The organism is Streptomyces sp. NPDC042336, assembly GCF_055581985.1.
Genome location: NZ_JBVJEA010000002.1, coordinates 35,842 through 54,916, shown reverse-complemented (window position 1 = coordinate 54,916; position 19,075 = coordinate 35,842). Strand labels below are relative to the sequence as shown.

The following is a 19,075-nucleotide window of genomic DNA, read 5'->3' as shown; positions in this document are numbered from 1 at the left end:
CCAGGAGGACGGACGTAGAGCCCCTTAGTACCCCGAACACCGGCGAGATGCTCAGCCGTCCGGGTGATTCGCCGGCCCCGGGGGTTTCAGTCGCGGCCGAACTCCTCACGCAGCGCGGGCAGCAGGGTCTTCTCCGACCAGTCCAGGAAGGCCGGCTGCGACTCCCCGCCGATCTGCACCAGGGCGATCTCGGTGAACCCGGCCTCCACGTACGGGCGCACGGCCGCCACGAAGGCGTCCGGGTCGTCACCGCAGGGAATGGACTCGGCGACGTCGTCGGGCGTCACGAACTGGGTGGCCGCGTCGAAGGAGTCCGGGTGCGGCAGTTCGGAGTTGACCTTCCAGCCGCTGCCGAACCAGCGGAACTGCGCGTGGGCCCGCTTGATCGCCGTGTCGCGGTCGGGGTCGTAGGAAACGGGCAGTTGGCCCACGCGCGGCTTGCCCGTTCCGCCGTGCCGGTCGAAGGACTCCAGCAGCCCCGCCTTCGGCTCGGTGGCGATCACCAGGTCGGCGAACTCGCCCGCCAGCTTGCAGGAACGCTCGCCGGAGACGGCGATGCCGATGAGGGGAGCGCTCTGCGGCAGGTCCCACAGCTTGGCCGACTCCACGTCGAAGTGCGTGCCGCGGTGGTTGACGTGGCCGCCCGCGAAGAGCCCCCGGATGATCTCCACGGCCTCCTGGAGCATCTCGTGCCGTACGTCGACGGACGGCCAGCCGCCGCCGACCACGTGCTCGTTGAGGTTCTCGCCCGAGCCGAGACCCAGCCGGAACCGCCCCTCGGACAGCAGCTGCAGCGTCGCCGCCTTCTGCGCCACCACCGCCGGGTGGTACCGGAACGTCGGACACGTCACGTACGTCATCAGCGGGATGCGGGAGGTTGCCTGCGCCGCGGCCCCCAGCACGCTCCAGGCGTAGGGCGAGTGGCCCTGCGTGCGCAGCCAGGGGAAGTAGTGGTCCGAGGTCACCGAGAAGTCGAACCCCACCTCCTCGGCCCGCACCAGATGGCCGACGAGTTCACGCGGGCCTGCCTGCTCCGTCATCATCGTGTATCCGATGTGTGCCATGGCGGCCGAGTCCCCGCTCGGCCGGAGGGAAAACAGGTGGAAACGGGGCGGAAGGGGTCAGGGCCCGTCCTCTTGGAAGGTTCCGAGGAAGGCGGCGAGCGCCCGCTCGTTCGCGGTGTCGTCCCAGTCGCCGGCCGGAGTCGTCCAGCGCAGCGAGAAGCTGCGTCCGCCGCCGAGCAGGAAGCCGCGGCCGAAGGTGCGGACCCGGGTGCCGCCGTCCCCGGCCAGCCACTCCATGTCGGCCGCCGCACGCCCCCGGTAGGTGGTGGCGCGGATCTCGCCGATCCGGCGGTAGCCGTCCGAGCGGGCGAGGCCCGGCTCGACGTCGTCGCGCCAGACGGCCACCGGGTCCGGGCCCGCGCTCCTGCTGTAGGTGATGGCGAGGGTGCGCGGGTCGCCGGACGCGCCGAAGACCACCCGGTACGCGCCACCCGCCACCCGCGCGGTGTCCAGTCGCCGCCAGTTGCCGGGAAGGACGACGGAGAAGCCTTCCGGCGCGTCGTAGCGGCGGAACCCGGCCGGGGTGGGGGCACCCGGCTGCGACGGGGTGGCACTCGGGCCCGGCCCGCCTGCTGGGGAGGAGGGCGAGGCGGAGGAGGAGGGCGACCGCCCCGGGGCGGAGGAGGCGGGGCCGGGGCCGGTGGGAGGGTCGGCGGGCGCCGAGGGGCGCGGCCGGGCGCCCGTGGCGGCCCCCTCGCCCGTGCCGGGGAGTCCGTCGGTGACCGCGAGGACCGAGAGGACGGCGGCCGTGACCGTCACGAGCGCCAGGGCCGTCCCGGCGGCCACGGTCCGCCGCGACCGGCCGCGGCCCGCCTGCCGTGCGGCGGCACAGACGCCGCGCAGCCCCGGCCGCGTGGTCACCTCGGCCATGGCGGTGCCGGGTTCCTCCGTCAGCGCCCGGACGAGGGCCGCGCGCACCACCGGGCGGGTCAGCCGCTCCCGGGAGTTCTTGCGCATCAGCCCCTGCACGGCCCGGGCGAGCGGACCGGCGCGCACCGGCGTGCGCAGCGGCAGCCGGTCCACCCCCTTCAGCGTGGCCTCGGGCCGGCCCCGGTCACGGAACGGCGGCCGGCCCTCGACCATCGTGTAGAGGATCGCGCCCAGCGTCCACAGGTCGGCCGCGGGCCCGATCCGCTCGTCGCGGGCCTGTTCGGGAGAGGCGTACGCGGGCGCGGTCAGCCGTGGGGCGAGGGTGGCGCCGGCCAGCCCGAAGCCGGTGACGACGACGGAGCCCTCCTCGCGCACGAACACCTGTCCCGGGCTCAGCTCGCCGTGCGTCACGCCGTGGGTGTGGGCCGCCTCCAGCACCGCCAGCAGCTCCAGGCCGACGCGGGCCGTCCGGGCGTAGCTGAACGCGCCCCGGCGGTCGAGGAGGTCACCGAGCGGGACACCGGCGACCCATTCGGTCACCGTCCACAGCACGCCGTCCGCGACCACCGCGTCCAGCACCACGGCGACCCGCCCGGGGCACAGCGACGCCATGGTCTCGCCGGTGCGGATCACCCGGCCCGGGGCCCGGCGGGCGGCCTCACCGGCCCGGTCCTGCGGCAGCGCGATCCGCGTGACCAGGCACGGCCGGCCCGTCGTGGCGTCCTCCCCGGACCAGCAGACCCGGTTCGTCTCGCGCTGGACGACCTCGAACAGGCGGTAGCGTCCGGCGACCAGCTCGTGTGTGGAGACGTGCGCCCTGCCCATGGCCATCCCTCGCTCGCACCGTCGGCTCTCTGCTCGACCAGAGGTACGTCGAGGGGGCGGGGGAGCGTTCAGCGAACGCGCCCGGCCGCCCCGTTTCTGACCCTTCTTCAAAAGAGCGGCGCGCCGGGTCCGCGCCCCGTTTGGCCTCAGCGCAGTCCGAAGCGGTCCGCCCACACCGCCATGTCGGCCACCGTGGCATTGCCCCCGCACACCACGAGCCCGATCCGGGCGTCGTCGCCCACCCGCTCCACCACCCGCCGGGCCGCCGGAAGCAGACAGCCGGCGGCGGGCTCGGTCCATACCTTGGCGTGCTCGGCGAGCGCCAGCGAACCCCGCACCGCCTCCCGGTCCGGCACCACGAGCACCTCGGTGACCAGCTCCGACACATGGTCGTAGGTCACCTGGGAGACGGCCGGCGCACTGAGCGTGGTGACGACCGAGGACAGGGGCACCGCGAGCGGCCCGCCCGCCGCGAGCGCCCGGGACATGGCCTCGGCCCCCTCGGTCTCCACGCCCCAGATCCGCACCCCGGGCCGCAGCGCCCGCAGCGCCGCCGCCACGCCCGCGATCAGCCCGCCGCCCCCGATGCTCACCAGCACGTCGGTGAGGTCGGCACAGTCCTCTGCGAACTCCAGCCCCACGGTGCCCTGGCCCGCGATCACCACCGGGTCGTCGAAGGGGTGGACCAGGGTCAGCCCCTCCTCACGGAGCCGGCCGACGAGGGCGAAGGCGCTGTCCATCCCGTCGGTGAGCCGCACCACCGCGCCCGCCTCCTCCGCGATCTCCACGGAACGGGCCGGTGCCGTGCGCGGCATGACCACCGTGGCCTTCACGTCGAGGGCGGCGGCCATCACCGCCACCGCGATGCCGTGGTTGCCGCCGCTGACCGCGACGACACCGGCGGCCCGCTCGGCCTCGGTCAGCGACAGCAGTTTCGCCGTGGCGCCGCGCGCCTTGAACGATCCGGTGCGCTGGAGCAGTTCCAGCTTCGCGGTGACCGGGACGCCGAGCAGCGCGGACAGCCCCGGGCTGGGCACGGTCGGGGTGCGTACGACATGTCCGGCGATCCGCTCGGCCGCGGCTTCGATCTCCGTGATCCCGATCAAGGCAGTCTTCCTTCCGGCGCGGGCGGTGATCCGCGCCCCTTCGCACCCTTTCGCGCGACGCCCCCAAGGTCAACACGGATCCCGGGGGAGGAAGGCGGGCTCAGTGCTGCTGCGTCTTCTGCGGCGTCGCCTCACTCGGCCGTACGACGACGAAGCCCTCGCCCTGGAGCACCAGTTGGACGGCCTCGCCCGAACCGCCGCGCAGCATCGAGCCGATCGACTGCGAACGGTGCAGGGAGGTCGAGAGCCCCGCGGACCAGCCGACGACCGCGTCCGTGTCGACGTAGACCGGGTACTGGTGCGAGACCGGGATGACCAGCGGATTGCCCTCGCACACCAGGCCCAGCCTGCCGTGCCCGGTGAAGACACTGTTGAACAGTCCGCCCCCGGCGATGCCCGAGCCCTTGACGGTGGCGATGCGGTAGGACAACGACGCGTCGAAGCACAGGACGTTGCGGCCGTTGACGGTGAACTCGTCACCCGGCTCCACCTCGACGACGAAGCAGTTCTGGGCCTCGTGCGCGAACCAGGCCTCGCCCTGTCCGCGCACCGCCATCAGCGGCAGTCCCTCCCCGGTGACCGCCCGCTTGAGCATGCCGCCCACGCCCTGGCCCTTGCGCTCGAACTGGAGACTGCCCCGGTAGGCGATCATCGCGCCCTGCCGGGCGAGCATCTCGCCGTTCACCGCGTAACGGATGCACTTGGAGTTCTCGACGGTCATGCCCGGCGCGGTGGCGGGCTGCACCATGTGCTCGCTGGAAAAGAGGTCACCCTTCATGACGGCATCCTGTCCCGGAGCGTCCCGTTCCGCCAAGATCGGGTGCCGGTGGACGGGTTCAGCCGCCGAAGAGCTGGGTCCAGTACGTGCCCGCCCGGCCGCCGGCGGCCAGGCCGACACCGATGTGGGTGAAGTCGGCCTTGAGGATGTTGGCCCGGTGCCCCGGGCTGTTCATCCAGCCCTCGACCACGTCGGCGGGGGAGCGCTGGCCGCAGGCGATGTTCTCGCCGACCGTGCGCCGGGCGGCGCCCGCGGCGGCGGCCCGGTCCCACGGCTTGCCGCCGTCCGGATCGGTGTGGGAGTAGAAGTCGCGGGCCGCCATGTCCGCGCTGTGCGCCTGCGCCGCGGCGGTCAGCCGGGCGTCGACGGCCAGGGCGGGCAGCCCCGCCGCGGCCCGCTCCCGGTTGGTGAGACCGACGACCTCCGCCGTCGTGCGGGCCAGGCCCTCCGGAGTGAGCGGCAGGGCCCACAGCGCCGTCCAGTACGTGTCGCCCGACGGCCCGCCGGTGACGTGCGCCCATCCGGCGTGTGTGAAGCGGGCGTCGTGCAGCGTGCGCCGGGTGCGCTCGGTGCGCAGACAGTACGCGACGAACTCGGCGGGCGTGCGGGGGCCCGAGACCAGGTGCTCGCCGACGGTGAGACAGGCGAATCCGGCCGCGACGACGCGCTGGTGGACCGAGACGCCGTCCCGCGTCTCGACGCTCAGGGTGCCCGCGGCGGCCATGGCGGCGGCGTGCGCCCGGGCCGCGTCGAGCAGGCGGGAGTCGGCCCGCACGGCGGGTGAACCGGCCGCGGCACGGGCGGAGTTGACCAGGTGCAGGAAGTCGTCGGACGCGGCCCCGGGTGGGGAAGGCTCCGGTGCGGCGGCGGCGGCCGGCGGCGACGCCTCGTCGGTCACCTCCACGCCGAAGTCCCGGGCGAGTCCGGCGAGTCCGTCCGCGTAGCCCTGCCCCAGGGCGCGTATCTTCCAGGCCCCGCCGCGCCGGTAGAACTCCACGAGCAGCAGCACGCTCTCCGGTCCGGCGGGCGCGGGGGTGAACCGGGTGACGGCCCCGCCGCGGGCGTCGGTGACCCGGACGGTGGGGGAGGGGAGCGCGCTCAGGGCGGTGCCGGGGTCCGACGGGCTGACCGCCACCGTCACCCGGGTGGCACCCGGCCGCAGCCGCGCCGGATCGACGGTGAGCGTGTCGTCCCGCAGCCGCGCGCCGGGTGCCTCGGGCTGGTTGTAGAAGACGAAGTCCTCGTCGCCGCCGACCTTGCCGCCGTCGTCCGTGACGAGCGCCGACACGTCGAAGCCGCCGGGCACCCGTACGCTCACGGGGCCGCCCGGCAGAGGGACGTTGCCCCCGGGGACCAAGTCGCTCATCGTGCCGTCCTGTGTCGTGGTGCGCGCTCCGGGTACCGGTGCCGGGTCAACGTCCGCCCGGGGGCGTGGGTTCCCGGGGCCCGGCTCAGTGCGACGACGTCGGCTCCGGGGCGACCAGGCCCTGCCGGTGGGCGACCGCGACCGCCTCCGTGCGGCTCGCCGCGTTCAGCTTGGCGAGGATGTTGGACACGTGGACGCTGGCCGTCTTGGCGCTGATGAACAGCTCCTCCCCGATCCGGCGGTTGCTGTGCCCCAGCGCGAGCAGCCGCAGCACGTCCTGCTCGCGGGCGGTCAGCGCCGCGGCGCCCGCCCCGGCCGGTGCCGTGCCCGTGAGCCGGCCGCGGCGGGCCAGGTCGTCGACCCGCTCGCGCAGCACCGTCGCGCCGAGCCGGTCGGCCTCCCGGCGCACGGCGCCGGCCTCGGCGGCCGCCTCCTCGCGGCGGTCGGCGGCCAGCAGCGCCTGGGCCAGCCGCAGTCTGCACCGCGCGCGTTCGTAGGCGTCGCCGTACGTGAAGGCGGCCACCGCCCGCTCCCAGGCCGCCGGGTCCGGCGCGGCGTCGGCGACCCGGGACCACTCGGCCTCCGCGCGCGCCAGCCAGGCCTGGCCCTCCGGCCCCTGCGGGAGGTCGTCGTAACCGTGCCCGGCGGACCAGCGGGCGTCGGCCAGCAGCTCGGCCGCCGTGTCCGACCAGCGGGCCACCCCGGCGTCGTCCCCGGCCCGGCGCGACTCGGTCACGGTGTCGGCGACGGCGGACAGCGCGAGGGTGGCCAGGCGGAGCGTCACGGTGGGCCGCGTGCCGGCCTCGGTGAGCGTCTCGACGCTGGACCGCATCCACCGCACGGCGTCCTCCGCGTCCCCGCGCAGCGCCGCCGCGTCGGTCAGCACCACCGCCGCCACCATCCGCGCCATCCAGTCGAACGGCCCGTTCAGCAGGGCGCGGGCCCGGTCGGCCACCCCCGAGTCGCCGCGCGCCAGCGCCACGTACAGCCCGGGCCCGAGGGCGTGACCGTCCAGGGCCGGCCGCTCCCCGGCGTCCTCGGCGGACTCGCGCAGCACCTCGTCCCAGTGGCCCAGCGTGTACTGCACCAGCAGCCGCAGATACCGCATCTCCCGCGGGTACGGCGAGGACAGCAGCCCGGAGCGGCGGGCCCGGTCCAGCCCCTCCGACGCCCAGGGCAGGCACTCCTCCAGGTCACCGGACTCGAAGCAGCCGATGGCGAGGTTGAACAGCGCGCGCAGCTCCACGGGCGCGTTGCCCGCCCGCCGCGCCAGCTCGCGTGCCTCGAGGAGCCGCTCCCGGCCCTCGGGGGTGGCGCGGCTGCCGCCCTCCAGGCTCGTCAGGGAGATCAGCAGATCGGCGCGGGCGTCGGTCACCTCCAGCTGCTCGGCGGCCCGCAGCGCCCGGCGGGCCACCCGCAGCGCCGTCTCGTTCTCACCGACCTGGCGGGCCGCCGTCACATGCGTGGCCGCCGCCCACACCCACGTCGACGAGGGCGGATCGGCGGGGATCAGGCCCAGCGCCTCGCTGCTGTAGGCGTACGCGGACTCCAGGTTGTCGACGCTCAGCAGATTGCCGGCCAGGGTGTAGCGGACGCGGGCGGCCAGCTCCAGGTCCGCGTCCTGGCCGAGGCCGGCCAGCGCGGAGCGGGTGAGGGAGACCGCGCGGTGCAGTTCACCGGCGTGCACGGCGGCCGCCGAGGCGCGCAGCGTGAGCGTCACCGCGTCGGGTCCGGTGGGACGCGCGGCGGCGTCGACCGCCGTCCACAGGTCGAGGGCGGCCTCGACGTGCCGCAGCTCCTCGGCGGGCGCGCCGACCCGCTGGGCGTGGTCGGCGGCCTCCAGGGACGCGGCGAGCGCCTCGGGCAGGTCGTGGCTCTCGCGGTAGTGGTGCGCGCGCTCGGCGGCGTGGTCCGAGCGGCGGTCCGGACCGGCGAGCAGCCGGGCGAAGGCGCCGTGCAGCCGGGCCCGTTCACCGGGCAGCAGGTCGGCGTAGACCGCCTCCCGGGCGAGGGCGTGCCGGAAGGAGTAGGTGTCCCCGTCGCCGGCGACCAGCAACTGCCGCTCCACCGCCTCGCGCAGCGCCGACTCCAGCTCCTCCTCGGGCAGCCCGACGGCGTCCCGCAGCAGCTCGTGCCCCACCCGGCGGCCCGCCACGGCGGCGGTGCGCAGCACCTGCTGAGCGGTCTCGGACAGCTGCTCGAACCGGATGAGCAGGACGTCGGCCAGCCCGCTGGGGACGCCCCCGGCCGGCGTGTCCGTGGCGGCGACCAGCTCCTCGGCGTAGAAGGCGTTGCCCTCGGCCCGTTCGACGATCCGGCGCACGGTGGTGTCCGGCAGCCGTCGCCGGCGCAGCGAGCGCACCAGCCGGGCCACGTCGGCGTCCGGCAGCGGACGCAGTTCCAGCCGCTCCACGCCGGGCAGGCGGACCAGCTCGGCCAGCAGCGGGCGCAGCGGATGGCGTCGGTGCAGGTCGTCGGCCCGGTACGAGGCGAACAGCGCGAGCCGGTGGCCGGGCGCGCCGCCCGCAGGGCGCTGCAGGACGCCCCGGCTGAGCAGGAACCTCAGCAGGTCGCGGGAGGACTGGTCGGCCCAGTGCAGGTCCTCCAGGACCAGCAGCAGCGGGGCGACGTCCGCCAGGTCGGTCAGCAGGGCGGCCACGCCCTCGAAGAGCCGCAGCCGTGAGGGAGCCGCGTCGCTCCCGTCGTCCGGACCGCCGCCGAGCAGCCGGTCGGCCACCGGATGCCGGGCCAGCACGGCGGTGAACCGCTCGTCGGCGGCGAGCACGCCCAGGATCTCGGTGAACGGCAGGTACGGCAGACCCACGTCGCCCAGGTCCACGCAGTGACCGGTGACCACGGTCGTCCCGGCCGCGGCGGCCCGCCCGGCGACCTCGTCCAGGGTCCGGGTCTTGCCGACCCCGGCGTCCCCGGCGACGAGGACCGCGCGGGCCTCACCGGTGCGGGCGCGTTCCAGCACGCCGGTGAGACGCGCGAGTTCGTCCTCGCGGCCGACGAGCGGGCTGGTGAGAGAGGTCAGCGACACGCCGCCCATCCTGACACGCGGGTCGGACAGCGGTCCTGCCGGTTTCGCGGCCCGTCCGCGCCCCGGCCCGGGGGCCGTACGACAACGACCCCGGCACGGGCGGCGCCGGCGGTCCCGCGGCCGGGTCAGCGGTGGAGGGAGGCCGCCCAGTCGGCCGGGACCCGGTCCGCCGGGCCGGGCGACGGCTGGTCGTCCGGGTGGCTGGCGGGCGGGGCGAGGGCGGGGCCCGACTCGCGCACCTCGTTGGTCGCGTAGTCCCAGTACCAGTCCTCGCCCGGCTCGAAGCTCTGCACCACGGGATGCCCGGTGGACCGGTAGTGGGCGGTCGCGTGCTGTCCCGGTGAGCTGTCGCAGCAGCCGACGTGGCCGCAGCTCGCGCAGCGCCGCAGGTGGAACCACCAGCCGCCGGCCGCGTCGCACTCGGCGCAGCCGGTGCCGCTCGGCGGGACGGTGGGGTCGATTCCGGTGTCGCTGGTCATACCGGCTCCTCGGTCGGATCGGTCCGATCGGCTGGATCGGCTGTATCGCTCGGATCGGCTGTATCGGCTGTATCGGCTGAATCGGCTGAATCGGCTGAATCGGATTGATCGGGTTCCGCGGCGGTGAGCGGCAGGAGCACCTGGAAGCGGGTGTCGCCCGGCACGGACTCGACCTGGAGGCTGCCGTGGTGCTTGTCGACCACGATCCGCCAGGAGATGTCGAGACCGAGCCCGGTGCCCTCGCCCACCGGCTTGGTGGTGAAGAACGGGTCGAAGACGCGCTCCCGGATCTCCGGGGCGATCCCGGTGCCGGTGTCCCGGAACTCCACCAGCAGCCGGTCGTGGTGGAGCGCCGTCCGCACGGTCAGCGTCCCCTCGCCGCCCGCGTCCCTCACCGCGGCGACGGCGTTGTCGATCAGGTTGGTCCACACCTGGTTCAGCTCCGCCGGATACGCCGGGACCCGGGGCACCGTACGGTCGTACTCCTTGACGACCTCGATCCGCGGGCCGATCTTCCCGGAGAGCATCAGCAGGGTGCTGTCGAGGAGTTCGTGGACGTCGACCGTGCGGTGCGGCGCCCGGTCGAGCTGCGCGTACTGCTTGGCCGCGTCCACCAGGTGCGAGATCCGGGCGGTGGAGTCCGCGATCTCGTTCATCAGCAGCTCGGTCTCGACCGTGTAGTTGAGCCAGCCGACCGCTCCCGGCAGGATCTCCGCGTCCACGGCCGCCGCGACCTGCTCCAGCCAGTCGGTGTCCAGACCGGCCTGCACGAAGGTCGGCGCCAGCTGCCAGCCCTGCTCGATCCCGTGGTCCGCCAGCCAGTCGCCGAGGGCGTCCTCCCGGTCGGCGGCCTCCAGCGGGCTGAGCGAGGGCGCCTTGGCCACCCGCTCCGCCGTGCGCTCCTGGATCTCGATGAGCCCCGCCAGCGCGTCGCGGGAGAACGGGCCCTCCGCGATCACGGCGAGCTTGTGCCGCATCTTCGCCACCCGCTCCCGCAGCGTCGAGGTGGCCCGCACCGCGGCCGCCGCCGGGTTGTTCAGCTCGTGGGTGAGACCCGCGGACAGCGAGCCCAGTGCCAGCAGCCGCTCGCGCTGGCCGATGGCGCGCTGGGTGTTCTTGGACCCGAAGAACAGCCCCTCCAGCAGATGCACGGCCATGGGGAACCACTCCCGCATGACGGCCGCGAACGTGTCCGCCGGGAGCACGAAGAACCGCGTCGGCTCGGTGACCCGCATCGAGTTGTTGTAGACCTGCGGTACCCGGTCGCCGACGTACGCCTGCATCGCGCCCGCGTACACCCCGCGCTGCGAGGTGCGGTTGGTCTCCACCTCGTCCCCGCCCACCCGGCGGGTCAGCACGACCGTCCCCTCCAGCAGCACGTAGAAGCAGGTGGCGTCCTCGCCCTCCGCGTACACGGGGCCGGGGTCGAACAGCTCCACCCGGCCCTCGGCGCACAGCCGGCCCAGCTGCTCGGGCGTCAGCTTCTCGAACAGGAACAGCTTCCCGATCTCCCCGGGGCTGCACGGCATCGGCCGCCCGCTCACGACTGCTCCAGGTACCGGTGGACGAGCATCACGGCCATGGCTCCCTCTCCGACGGCGGACGCGACCCGCTTGGCGGACTCCGCGCGGGCGTCGCCCGCCACGAACACGCCGGGGACGCTGGTCTCCAGGTGGTACGGCGGCCGGTCCAGCTCCCAGTCGGCCGGTGGCCGCCCGTCGGGCGTGAGGTCGGGCCCGGCCAGGATGAACCCGCGCTCGTCCCGCAGCACCGTGCCGTCCAGCCAGTCGGTCAGCGGGGCCGCGCCGATGAACACGAACAGCCACTGCGCGTCGACGAGTTCGGTGGCGCCGCTGACCGCGTCGCGCAGCGTCAGGTGCTCCAGGTGGCCGTCGCCGTGCGCACTCTCCACGACGGTGCCGCAGCGCACCCGGATGTTGGGCATCTCCTCGATCTGCTGGATCAGGTAGTACGACATCGACGCCGCCAGGGAGTCGCCGCGCACCAGCAGCGTCACGGACTTGGCACCCCGGGCCAGGTACATCGCCGCCTGCCCGGCCGAGTTGGCACCGCCGACGATGTACACGTCGTGGCCCTGGCAGGAGGCCGCCTCGGTCAGCGCCGAGCCGTAGAACACCCCGCAGCCGGCCAGGTCCTCGGTGCCCGGCGCGGTCAGCTGCCGGTAGGACACGCCGGTCGCCAGGATGACGCTGTGCGCGGCGATCGCCGAGCCGTCCGAGAACCGGACGACGCGCGCCGCGCCGTTCGCCTCCAGGCCGGTCACCTCGCGCGCGGTGAGGATCTCGGCGCCGAACTTCGCCGCCTGCCGCCGGGCCCGGTCGGTGAGCTGGCCGCCGGAGACGCCGTCGGGGAAGCCCAGGTAGTTCTCGATGCGCGAGCTCTGCCCCGCCTGCCCGCCCGTTGCCGACCGCTCCACCAGCACCGTCCGCAGCCCCTCCGAGGCCCCGTACACGGCCGCGCCGAGCCCGGCCGGGCCGCCGCCGATCACCACCAGGTCGTAGAAGTCGGCGGTCGGCGTGGTCGCCAGGCCCACGCGCGCGGCCAGGTCGGGGGCCTCCGGCTCCACCAGCGGGGTCCCGTCCGGCGTGATCACCACCGGCAGCCGCTGTCCGTCCTGCCCGGCCGCCGACAGCAGCCGCCGCCCCTCCGCCTCGTCCGAGGAGTACCAGCGGTAGGGCACCTGGTTGCGGGCCAGGAACTCCCGGACCTCCGAGGACCGCGCCGACCAGCGGTGCCCGACGACCTTGGTGCTGGGCACCGGACGGTGGTCGCCGGTGCGCCAGGCCCGGAGCAGGTCGTCCAGGACCGGATACAGCTTCTCCTCGGGCGGGTCCCAGGGCTTGAGCAGGTAGTGGTCCAGGTCGACGACGTTGATCGCGTCGATCGCCGCGTTGGTGTCCGCGTACGCCGTCAGCAGCACCCGCCGGGCGCCCGGATACACGTCCAGGGCCTGTTCGAGGAACTCGATGCCGTTCATCTGCGGCATCCGGTAGTCGGCGAGGATCACGGCCACCAGGTCGCCGCGCAGCTTCAGTTCCCGCAGTGCGTCGAGCGCCGACTCGCCGGACTCCGCGCGCACGATCCGGTACGTGGCGCCGTAGCGCCGCCGCAGGTCGCGGGCGACGGCGCGGGAGACCCCCGGATCGTCGTCCACGGTCATGATGACGGTCCGTGTCTCCCCGTCGGCCTGTGCCATACGTCCCCCACGTCGAGCGGCCGGATTCACGGCACGGCGTCCCCGTCACCGCACCGGCCTGCGGCCATCGTATGTTCGATCGCGGGTCCTCGCTCGGGCGGCGGGGGCGGGGCGCCGGCGTCGGACCGCTCCCCCCCGCGCGGCCGTGCGGGCGGCCTGGGGAAGACTGGGCTCCGAGAACGACGTTCCCGCGACCCAGGGAGGGACCCGCATGACGCGCCCGATCACGGCAGGCTCGGACGGTTCGGAGGAGAGCCTGGCCGCACTGGCCTGGGCGGCGAGGGAGGCGGTCCGCCGCCGGGCCCCGCTGCACGTTGTGCACGCCTGGCGGTTCCAGGGCCAGGGCACGACAGACGCGGTGGACCGCGAGACCCAGGAGGGGTGGGCGCGGGACGCCCTCGCCCAGGCGGTCGCGACGGCCACCGAACGGCATCCCGGTCTCACGGTGACCACCGACGTCCGCGAGGGCGACGCCGTCGCGGCCCTGCTCGCCGCCGCGGCCGACGCCGAGACGCTGGTCCTCGGCTCGCGCGGCCACGGGGCCGTCGTCGGCTTCCTGCTCGGCTCGGTCGGGCAGCAGGTGATCGCCGAGGCGCCCCGGCCGGTCGTCCTCGTCCGGGCCGGCGACGAGGCCGCCGCCGAGGCCGCGGGCCGCGAGGTCGTCGTGGGCCAGCAGGGCGAGCCGGAGGACAGCGCCGACGTCATCGGGTTCGCCTTCGAGGCGGCCGCCGCCCGGGGCGCCACCGTGCGCGCCGTGCGGGCCTGGACCCTGCCGACCGTCTTCACCTACAGCCCGGGCTCGATGGCGCTCGCCGACGAGGCCGGGGGCCTGGAGCAGTACGAGCGCAAGGCACTCGCCGAGGCCCTCGCACCGTGGCGCGAGCGCTTCCCCGACGTCCCGGTGGTCGAACACGTGGAGATGGGCAGCGCGGGCCAGGTGCTGCTGTCGGTGTCCGCGAACGCCCAGCTGATGGTAGTGGGCCGCCGCGCCCGCCGTACCGCCGTCGGCGCCCGGATCGGCTCGGTGGCGCACGGCGTGCTGCACCACGCGGGGTGCCCGGTGGCGGTGGTCCCGCACACCTGAGCCTCGGCCGCGCGGCTCAGTCCGCCGTGGGCTGCAGGGTCTCCCGGGCCTTGGGCAGGATGTTGACGAGGTAGTCCTCGACGGCCGTGTCCAGCCCGATGTCGTGCTGGGCCCGCTCGGAGAGGTACCACCGGTGCTCCAGCAGCTCGTGGTAGATCTCCGCCGGGTCCATCGCGCCGCGCAGCTCCACCGGCACCGCGCGCACGGTGGGACGGAAGACCTCGCGCACCCAGCGGTGGGCGAGGACCTCCGGGCGGGCGCCGAGGGGGTCGCCCGGGGCGTAGTCGTCCTGGGTGGCCATCCAGCTCTCCAGGTCGTTCAGCAGCCGCCTGGCCTGGTTCTCCTCGGCGTCCAGTCCGGTCAGGCGCAGCAGCTGGCGCTGGTGGTGACCGGCGTCGACGACCTTGGGCACGAAGGTGACGGTGTCGCCGTTGGAGGCGTGCTCGATCTGCATCTCGGCCACGTCGAACCCGAGGTCGTTGAGCCGCCGGATCCGGCGCTCGATGTAGTGGTACTTGCCCGCCGGGTAGACGGAGGTGCGGGTCAGCTCCTGCCACAGGGACCGGTAGCGGGCGCAGATCTCGGTGCCGAACTCGACCGGGTCGACGGAGGGGTGGAGCGCCCCGGAGGCCTCCAGGTCGAGCAGTTCCCCGCTGATGTTCACCCGGGCCAGGTCGAGGTCGTAGTCGCGCTGGCCGTCGCTGAGCCGCGGGTGCAGGTCGCCGGTCTCGGCGTCGACCAGATAGGCGGCGTAGGCGCCCGCGTCGCGCCGGAAGAGCGTGTTGGACAGCGAGCAGTCCCCCCAGGCGAACCCGGCCAGGTGCAGCCGGACCAGCAGCACCGCGAGGGCGTCCATCAGCCGGTGCATGGTCGCCGGGCGCAGCGTCGTCTCGAACATCGACCGGTACGGCAGCGAGCCGCCCAGGTGCCGGGTGACCAGCACCGGTTCCAGCGCCTCACCGGCGGCGTCGGAGCGGCCGGTGACCACGGCCAGCGCGTCCACCGCCGGGATGGCGAGCCGGTCCAGGTCGCGCAGCAGCTGGTACTCGCGCAGCGCGGGCCGTTCGGCCAGCTCCTTGACGGCGATCACCTCGTCCCCGGCGCGCGCGTAGCGGACCACGTGCCGGGAGATGCCGCGCGGCAGCGGCACGAGGTACTCCTCGGGCCACTGCTCCAGCGGCAGCTGCCAGGGCAGTTCGAGCAGGAGCGCGGGGTGCTCCGGATTGGTGGCGCTGATCTGCAAGGCCATGCCCCGACTCTAGAGCGCCCGTTCCCCGGCCTGTGCCGCGGCGTCCTTCACCGGCCCGCGGTGGACGGGACCGTGCCCCGGGAGCAGCAGGTCGCCCTCCAGCCCGGCGATCACGTCGAGCGAGGCGATCGCGCGCGTCCGGTCGTGGTGAAACAGGTCGGGCAGCAGCTGCGGTCCGTCGATCCGGGAGATGGCGTGCCCGCTCACCAGCGCGTCGCCGGAGATCACCACCCCGGCGTCGGGGAGGTGGTAGACGCAGTGGCCGTCGGTGTGCCCGGGGGTGTGCACCGGCACCGGCCGGCCCGGCAGGTCGAGGGCGCCCTGCGCCGGGAAGGGCGCGGGCGCGGTCACCGGGTGCTGCTCGGTGCCGCCGGTGCGCAGCACGTGCACCATCCACGGCAGCACGCCGGGGCGCCAGGCGTTGCGCAGCACCGTGCCGACCGACACCTGCTGGAGGAAGTCACGCCGGGCGTGCGGCACCTCGGCCTCGTGCAGCAGGACCGGGGTGCCGTGGGTGGCGCGCAGGTACTCGGCCGAACCCAGGTGGTCGTTGTGGGCGTGGGTGATCAGCACGGCCGCCACCGCCTCGGGTGAACTCCCGACGGCGGCCAGGGAGTCGAGCAGTGCCCGGCGGTCGCCCGGGTAGCCGGTGTCGACGAGGGTCACCGCGTCGCCGTCGGTGAGGATGACCCAGTTGGTGTTGCCACCGTGCACCAGGTAGGTGCCGTCGGCCACTTGCCGTACGTCCGCGCTCATGGTCTCCCGCGTTCCAGGTCGGTTGTCCCCGCGCGGGACAGCCAACCAGAAACGGGGAGCGGGTGGTCGCCCGGCCCTCAGCGCACGCCGTGCGGGCGGAACTGGACGCTGATGCGGGGCCCGGCGGCGCGGGTGCTCTTGGGGACGCAGTGCTCCCAGGTGCGCTGGCAGGAGCCGCCCATCACGATCAGGTCGCCGTGGCCCAGAGGGCGGCGCACGGTCTCCCCGCCGCCGCCCGCCGGGCGCAGCAGCAGGTCCCGGGGTGCGCCCACCGAGAGGATGGCGACCATCGTGTCCTGGCGCGCGCCACGTCCGATCCGGTCGCCGTGCCAGGCGACGCTGTCCCGGCCGTCGCGGTAGTGGCACAGGCCCGCGGTGGTGAAGGGTTCGCCCAGCTCCCTGGCGTAGTGGGCCGACAGCGCGTCGCGCGCCTCGGTCAGCAGGGGGTGCGGGAGCGGGTCGGCCGCGCCGTAGAAGGCGAGCAGCCGGGGTACGTCGACGACGCGTTCGTACATGGCGCGCCGCTCCGCCCGCCAGGGGACCTCGGCGGCCAGCCGCTCGAACAGGGCGTCGGCGCCGCTCAGCCACCCGGGGAGCAGGTCGATCCAGGCCCCGGAGCCGAGGCGGGTGCGGCGCAGTCCGTCGAGCGGGCCCAGCCGGACCTCGTCGGTCTGGTCGAAGAGCGAGCCCTGGAGGTGCGTGGTCATGGGACCAGCGTACTCCTTGTTCGAATATGTGTTCTATCGGTCCGCGGCCACCCTTTCCTGGCCGCTCTGCCCATGGCCGCCCTTCCGTGGCGGCCTTTCCGTGACCGTCCCTCCCTTTCGATACGCCGGTGTATCCGATACATTCACGCATCGAACCGAGCGAAGGGCCGGGCATGACGGGGAAGGCGACCAGCGGGCGGGTGACCAGGCGGCGCGTGCGCACCCGCGCGAACCTCCTGGACGCCGCGTTCACGGTGTTCGCCGCCAAGGGCTTCGGACGGGTGTCGATCGAGGAGGTGTGCGAGGCCGCCGGGTACAGCCGGGGCGCCTTCTACTCCAACTTCGACAGCCTCGACGAACTGTTCTTCGCCCTCTACCGGCAGCGGGCCGACCTGATCGCCGAGCAGGTGTCCGCCGCCCTCGCCGCCGACGGCCCCGACCTGGACGTGCCCGCGGCCGTGGAGCGCGTCACCGAGGTGCTGCTCCTCGACCGGGACTGGCTCCTGGTGAAGACGGACTTCCTGGTGCACGCCGCCCGCGACCCGGAGGTCGCCCGGACCCTGCTGGAGCACCGGGCCCGCCTCAGGCGGGCGATCGCCGACCGGCTCGCCCGGGCCCGCGGACACACCGCCCTGCCCGCCGCGCTCGGCGACGCCGAGGAAGCCGCGCACGCCGTGGTCGCCGCCTACGACGGGGTCACCACCCGACTGCTCCTGGACCGGGACGTCGCGGGCGCCCGGGGCTGGCTGGGACAGCTGCTCACCGCGCTGCTCACCGACGGCAGCACGCGTCACTGACAAACAGGAAGGGACGGTCGCCATGGATGCCGACGTCATCGTGGTCGGAGCGGGTCTGGCGGGGCTGGTCGCGGCCCACGAGCTGACCAGCCGGGGCAGGAGGGTCGCCCTGGTCGACCAGGAGAACGCGGCCAACCTCGGCGGGCAGGCCTTCTGGTCCTTCGGAGGACTCTTCCTCGTCGACTCCCCGGAGCAGCGGCGGCTCGGCGTCAAGGACTCCCTCGAACTGGCCTGGAGCGACTGGCAGGGCAGCGCCGGCTTCGACCGGACCGAGGACGAGGACTCCTGGGCCGTGCGCTGGGCCCGGGCGTACGTCGAGTGGGCGGCGGGGGAGAAGCGGTCCTGGCTGGCGGGGCACGGCATCACCTTCCTGCCCACCGTCGGCTGGGCCGAGCGCGGCGACCTGAGGGCGGGCGGGCACGGCAACTCCGTGCCCCGCTTCCACATCGCCTGGGGCACCGGCACGGGGGTCGTGGAGCCCTTCGTGCGGTACGCGAAGCAGGCCGTGCGCGACGGGCTGCTCACCTTCCACCACCGCCACCGCGTCGACCACCTCGTCGTCGAGGGCGGCACCGTCCGCGGGGTGCGCGGCACGGTCCTCGCCCCGGACGACTCACCGCGCGGCGTCGCCTCCAGCCGCGCGGCGGCCGGTGAGTTCGAACTCACCGCCCGGGCCGTCGTCGTCACCTCCGGCGGCATCGGCGCCGACCACGACGTCGTCCGCCGCCACTGGCCCGAGCGCCTGGGCACCCCGCCCGCCGAGATGGTCACCGGCGTCCCCGCCTACGTCGACGGCCGGATGCTCGGCATCAGCGCCGAGGCGGGCGCCCGTCTGGTCAACCGGGACCGGATGTGGCACTACACCGAGGGCGTGCGCAACTGGGACCCGATCTGGCCCGGCCACGGCATCCGCATCCTGCCCGGACCGTCGTCCATGTGGTTCGACGCGCTCGGCCGCCGGCTGCCCGAGCCGTACCTGCCCGGCTACGACACCCTGGGCACCCTGCGCCACCTGCGCACGGCCGAGGGCCTCGCGGAGCACGACCACTCCTGGTTCGTCCTCACCCAGAAGATCGTCGAGAAGGAGTTCGCGCTCTCCGGCTCCGAGCAGAACCCCGACATCACCGCCAAGGACCGCGCCGGTTTCCTGCGAGAACGCGTGCTCGGCAAGGGAGCACCGGGTCCGGTGGACGCGTTCCTGCGGTCCGGGGCGGACTTCGTGACCGCGCCGGACCTGGAGCAACTGGTGGAGAAGATGAACCGGTTGACCGACAAGCCGCTCCTGGACGCCGCCGCGCTCCGGCGCCAGATCGAGGCCCGCGACCTCCAGATGGCCAACCCGTACGCCAAGGACGCCCAGGTGCAGGGCATCCGCAACGCCCGCCGCTACATCGGCGACCGCCTCGGCCGGGTCGCCACCCCGCACCGCCTCCTCGATCCGGCGGCCGGGCCGCTGATCGGCGTCAAACTGCACATCCTCACCCGCAAGACCCTCGGCGGCATCCAGACCGACCTCGACTCCCGCGCCCTGAACGCCGACGGCGTCCCGGTCGAGGGCCTGTACGCGGCAGGCGAGGTGGCCGGCTTCGGCGGGGGAGGGGTGCACGGGTACAACGCGCTGGAGGGCACCTTCCTGGGCGGCTGCCTGTTCTCCGGCCGGGCGGCGGGCCGGGCGGCGGCACGGCAGACCGCCTGAACGACGGACGCGCCCGCCGACTGCTCCGCCCCTCACAC

15 protein-coding genes are annotated in these 19,075 nt (G+C 74.5%); 3 read left to right on the top strand and 12 right to left on the bottom strand.

Annotation, left to right across the window (positions count from 1 at the left end):
* Positions 1-86 precede the first annotated feature (86 nt).
* From ACZ6IM_RS05055 to ACZ6IM_RS05015, 9 genes are all read right to left on the bottom strand, one after another.
* Positions 87-1,064, bottom strand: coding sequence for an LLM class F420-dependent oxidoreductase (locus ACZ6IM_RS05055; RefSeq protein ID WP_052837299.1), 978 nt, complete (start codon positions 1,062-1,064; stop codon positions 87-89).
* A gap of 57 nt (positions 1,065-1,121) precedes the next feature.
* Entirely contained in the window at positions 1,122-2,765 is a 1,644-nt protein-coding gene (locus tag ACZ6IM_RS05050; protein WP_469554304.1) for a serine/threonine protein kinase, read from the bottom strand.
* Positions 2,766-2,905: 140 nt separating this feature from the next.
* Positions 2,906-3,865, bottom strand: a complete 960-nt coding sequence (locus ACZ6IM_RS05045; RefSeq protein WP_052837301.1) for a threonine/serine dehydratase — start codon at positions 3,863-3,865, stop codon at positions 2,906-2,908.
* 100 nt (positions 3,866-3,965) lie between these two features.
* Positions 3,966-4,643, bottom strand: a complete 678-nt coding sequence (locus ACZ6IM_RS05040; RefSeq protein ID WP_052837302.1) for an AIM24 family protein — start codon at positions 4,641-4,643, stop codon at positions 3,966-3,968.
* A 58-nt stretch (positions 4,644-4,701) separates the two neighbouring features.
* On the bottom strand, positions 4,702-6,009 hold the full coding sequence (locus ACZ6IM_RS05035) for a CAP domain-containing protein (RefSeq protein WP_052837303.1): 1,308 nt from the start codon (positions 6,007-6,009) through the stop codon (positions 4,702-4,704).
* Positions 6,010-6,094: 85 nt separating this feature from the next.
* Positions 6,095-9,061: a helix-turn-helix transcriptional regulator gene (locus tag ACZ6IM_RS05030; RefSeq protein ID WP_052837304.1), complete on the bottom strand. Its 2,967-nt coding sequence runs from the start codon at positions 9,059-9,061 to the stop codon at positions 6,095-6,097.
* Positions 9,062-9,177: 116 nt separating this feature from the next.
* Positions 9,178-9,531, bottom strand: a complete 354-nt coding sequence (locus ACZ6IM_RS05025; RefSeq protein ID WP_052837305.1) for a UBP-type zinc finger domain-containing protein — start codon at positions 9,529-9,531, stop codon at positions 9,178-9,180.
* A complete protein-coding gene (locus tag ACZ6IM_RS05020) occupies positions 9,528-11,075 on the bottom strand; it encodes an ATP-binding protein (protein ID WP_469554300.1) in 1,548 nt (515 codons plus the stop codon). Before ACZ6IM_RS05020 ends, ACZ6IM_RS05025 begins: the two co-directional genes overlap by 4 nt.
* Positions 11,072-12,748 (bottom strand): NAD(P)/FAD-dependent oxidoreductase, encoded by a 1,677-nt coding sequence (locus tag ACZ6IM_RS05015; protein WP_469554298.1) that lies wholly within the window; start codon positions 12,746-12,748, stop codon positions 11,072-11,074. Before ACZ6IM_RS05015 ends, ACZ6IM_RS05020 begins: the two co-directional genes overlap by 4 nt.
* Before the next feature lie 211 nt (positions 12,749-12,959).
* Between ACZ6IM_RS05015 and ACZ6IM_RS05010 the strand changes: the two genes are divergently transcribed.
* Positions 12,960-13,832, top strand: a complete 873-nt coding sequence (locus ACZ6IM_RS05010) for a universal stress protein (RefSeq protein WP_052837308.1) — start codon at positions 12,960-12,962, stop codon at positions 13,830-13,832.
* Between the two features lie 16 nt (positions 13,833-13,848).
* Here ACZ6IM_RS05010 and ACZ6IM_RS05005 read toward each other — a convergent pair whose 3' ends face one another.
* From ACZ6IM_RS05005 to ACZ6IM_RS04995, 3 genes are all read right to left on the bottom strand, one after another.
* Positions 13,849-15,081, bottom strand: coding sequence for a DUF4032 domain-containing protein (locus ACZ6IM_RS05005; RefSeq protein WP_052837309.1), 1,233 nt, complete (start codon positions 15,079-15,081; stop codon positions 13,849-13,851).
* 9 nt (positions 15,082-15,090) lie between these two features.
* Positions 15,091-15,837, bottom strand: coding sequence for an MBL fold metallo-hydrolase (locus ACZ6IM_RS05000; RefSeq protein WP_469554296.1), 747 nt, complete (start codon positions 15,835-15,837; stop codon positions 15,091-15,093).
* Positions 15,838-15,914: 77 nt separating this feature from the next.
* On the bottom strand, positions 15,915-16,544 hold the full coding sequence (locus ACZ6IM_RS04995; protein WP_469554294.1) for an alpha-ketoglutarate-dependent dioxygenase AlkB: 630 nt from the start codon (positions 16,542-16,544) through the stop codon (positions 15,915-15,917).
* A 173-nt stretch (positions 16,545-16,717) separates the two neighbouring features.
* Between ACZ6IM_RS04995 and ACZ6IM_RS04990 the strand changes: the two genes are divergently transcribed.
* Both ACZ6IM_RS04990 and ACZ6IM_RS04985 read left to right on the top strand, forming a co-directional pair.
* Positions 16,718-17,341, top strand: coding sequence for a TetR/AcrR family transcriptional regulator (locus tag ACZ6IM_RS04990; RefSeq protein WP_469554293.1), 624 nt, complete (start codon positions 16,718-16,720; stop codon positions 17,339-17,341).
* A gap of 22 nt (positions 17,342-17,363) precedes the next feature.
* Positions 17,364-19,037: an FAD-binding dehydrogenase gene (locus ACZ6IM_RS04985; protein ID WP_052837313.1), complete on the top strand. Its 1,674-nt coding sequence runs from the start codon at positions 17,364-17,366 to the stop codon at positions 19,035-19,037.
* The last annotated feature ends 38 nt before the right edge of the window (positions 19,038-19,075 follow it).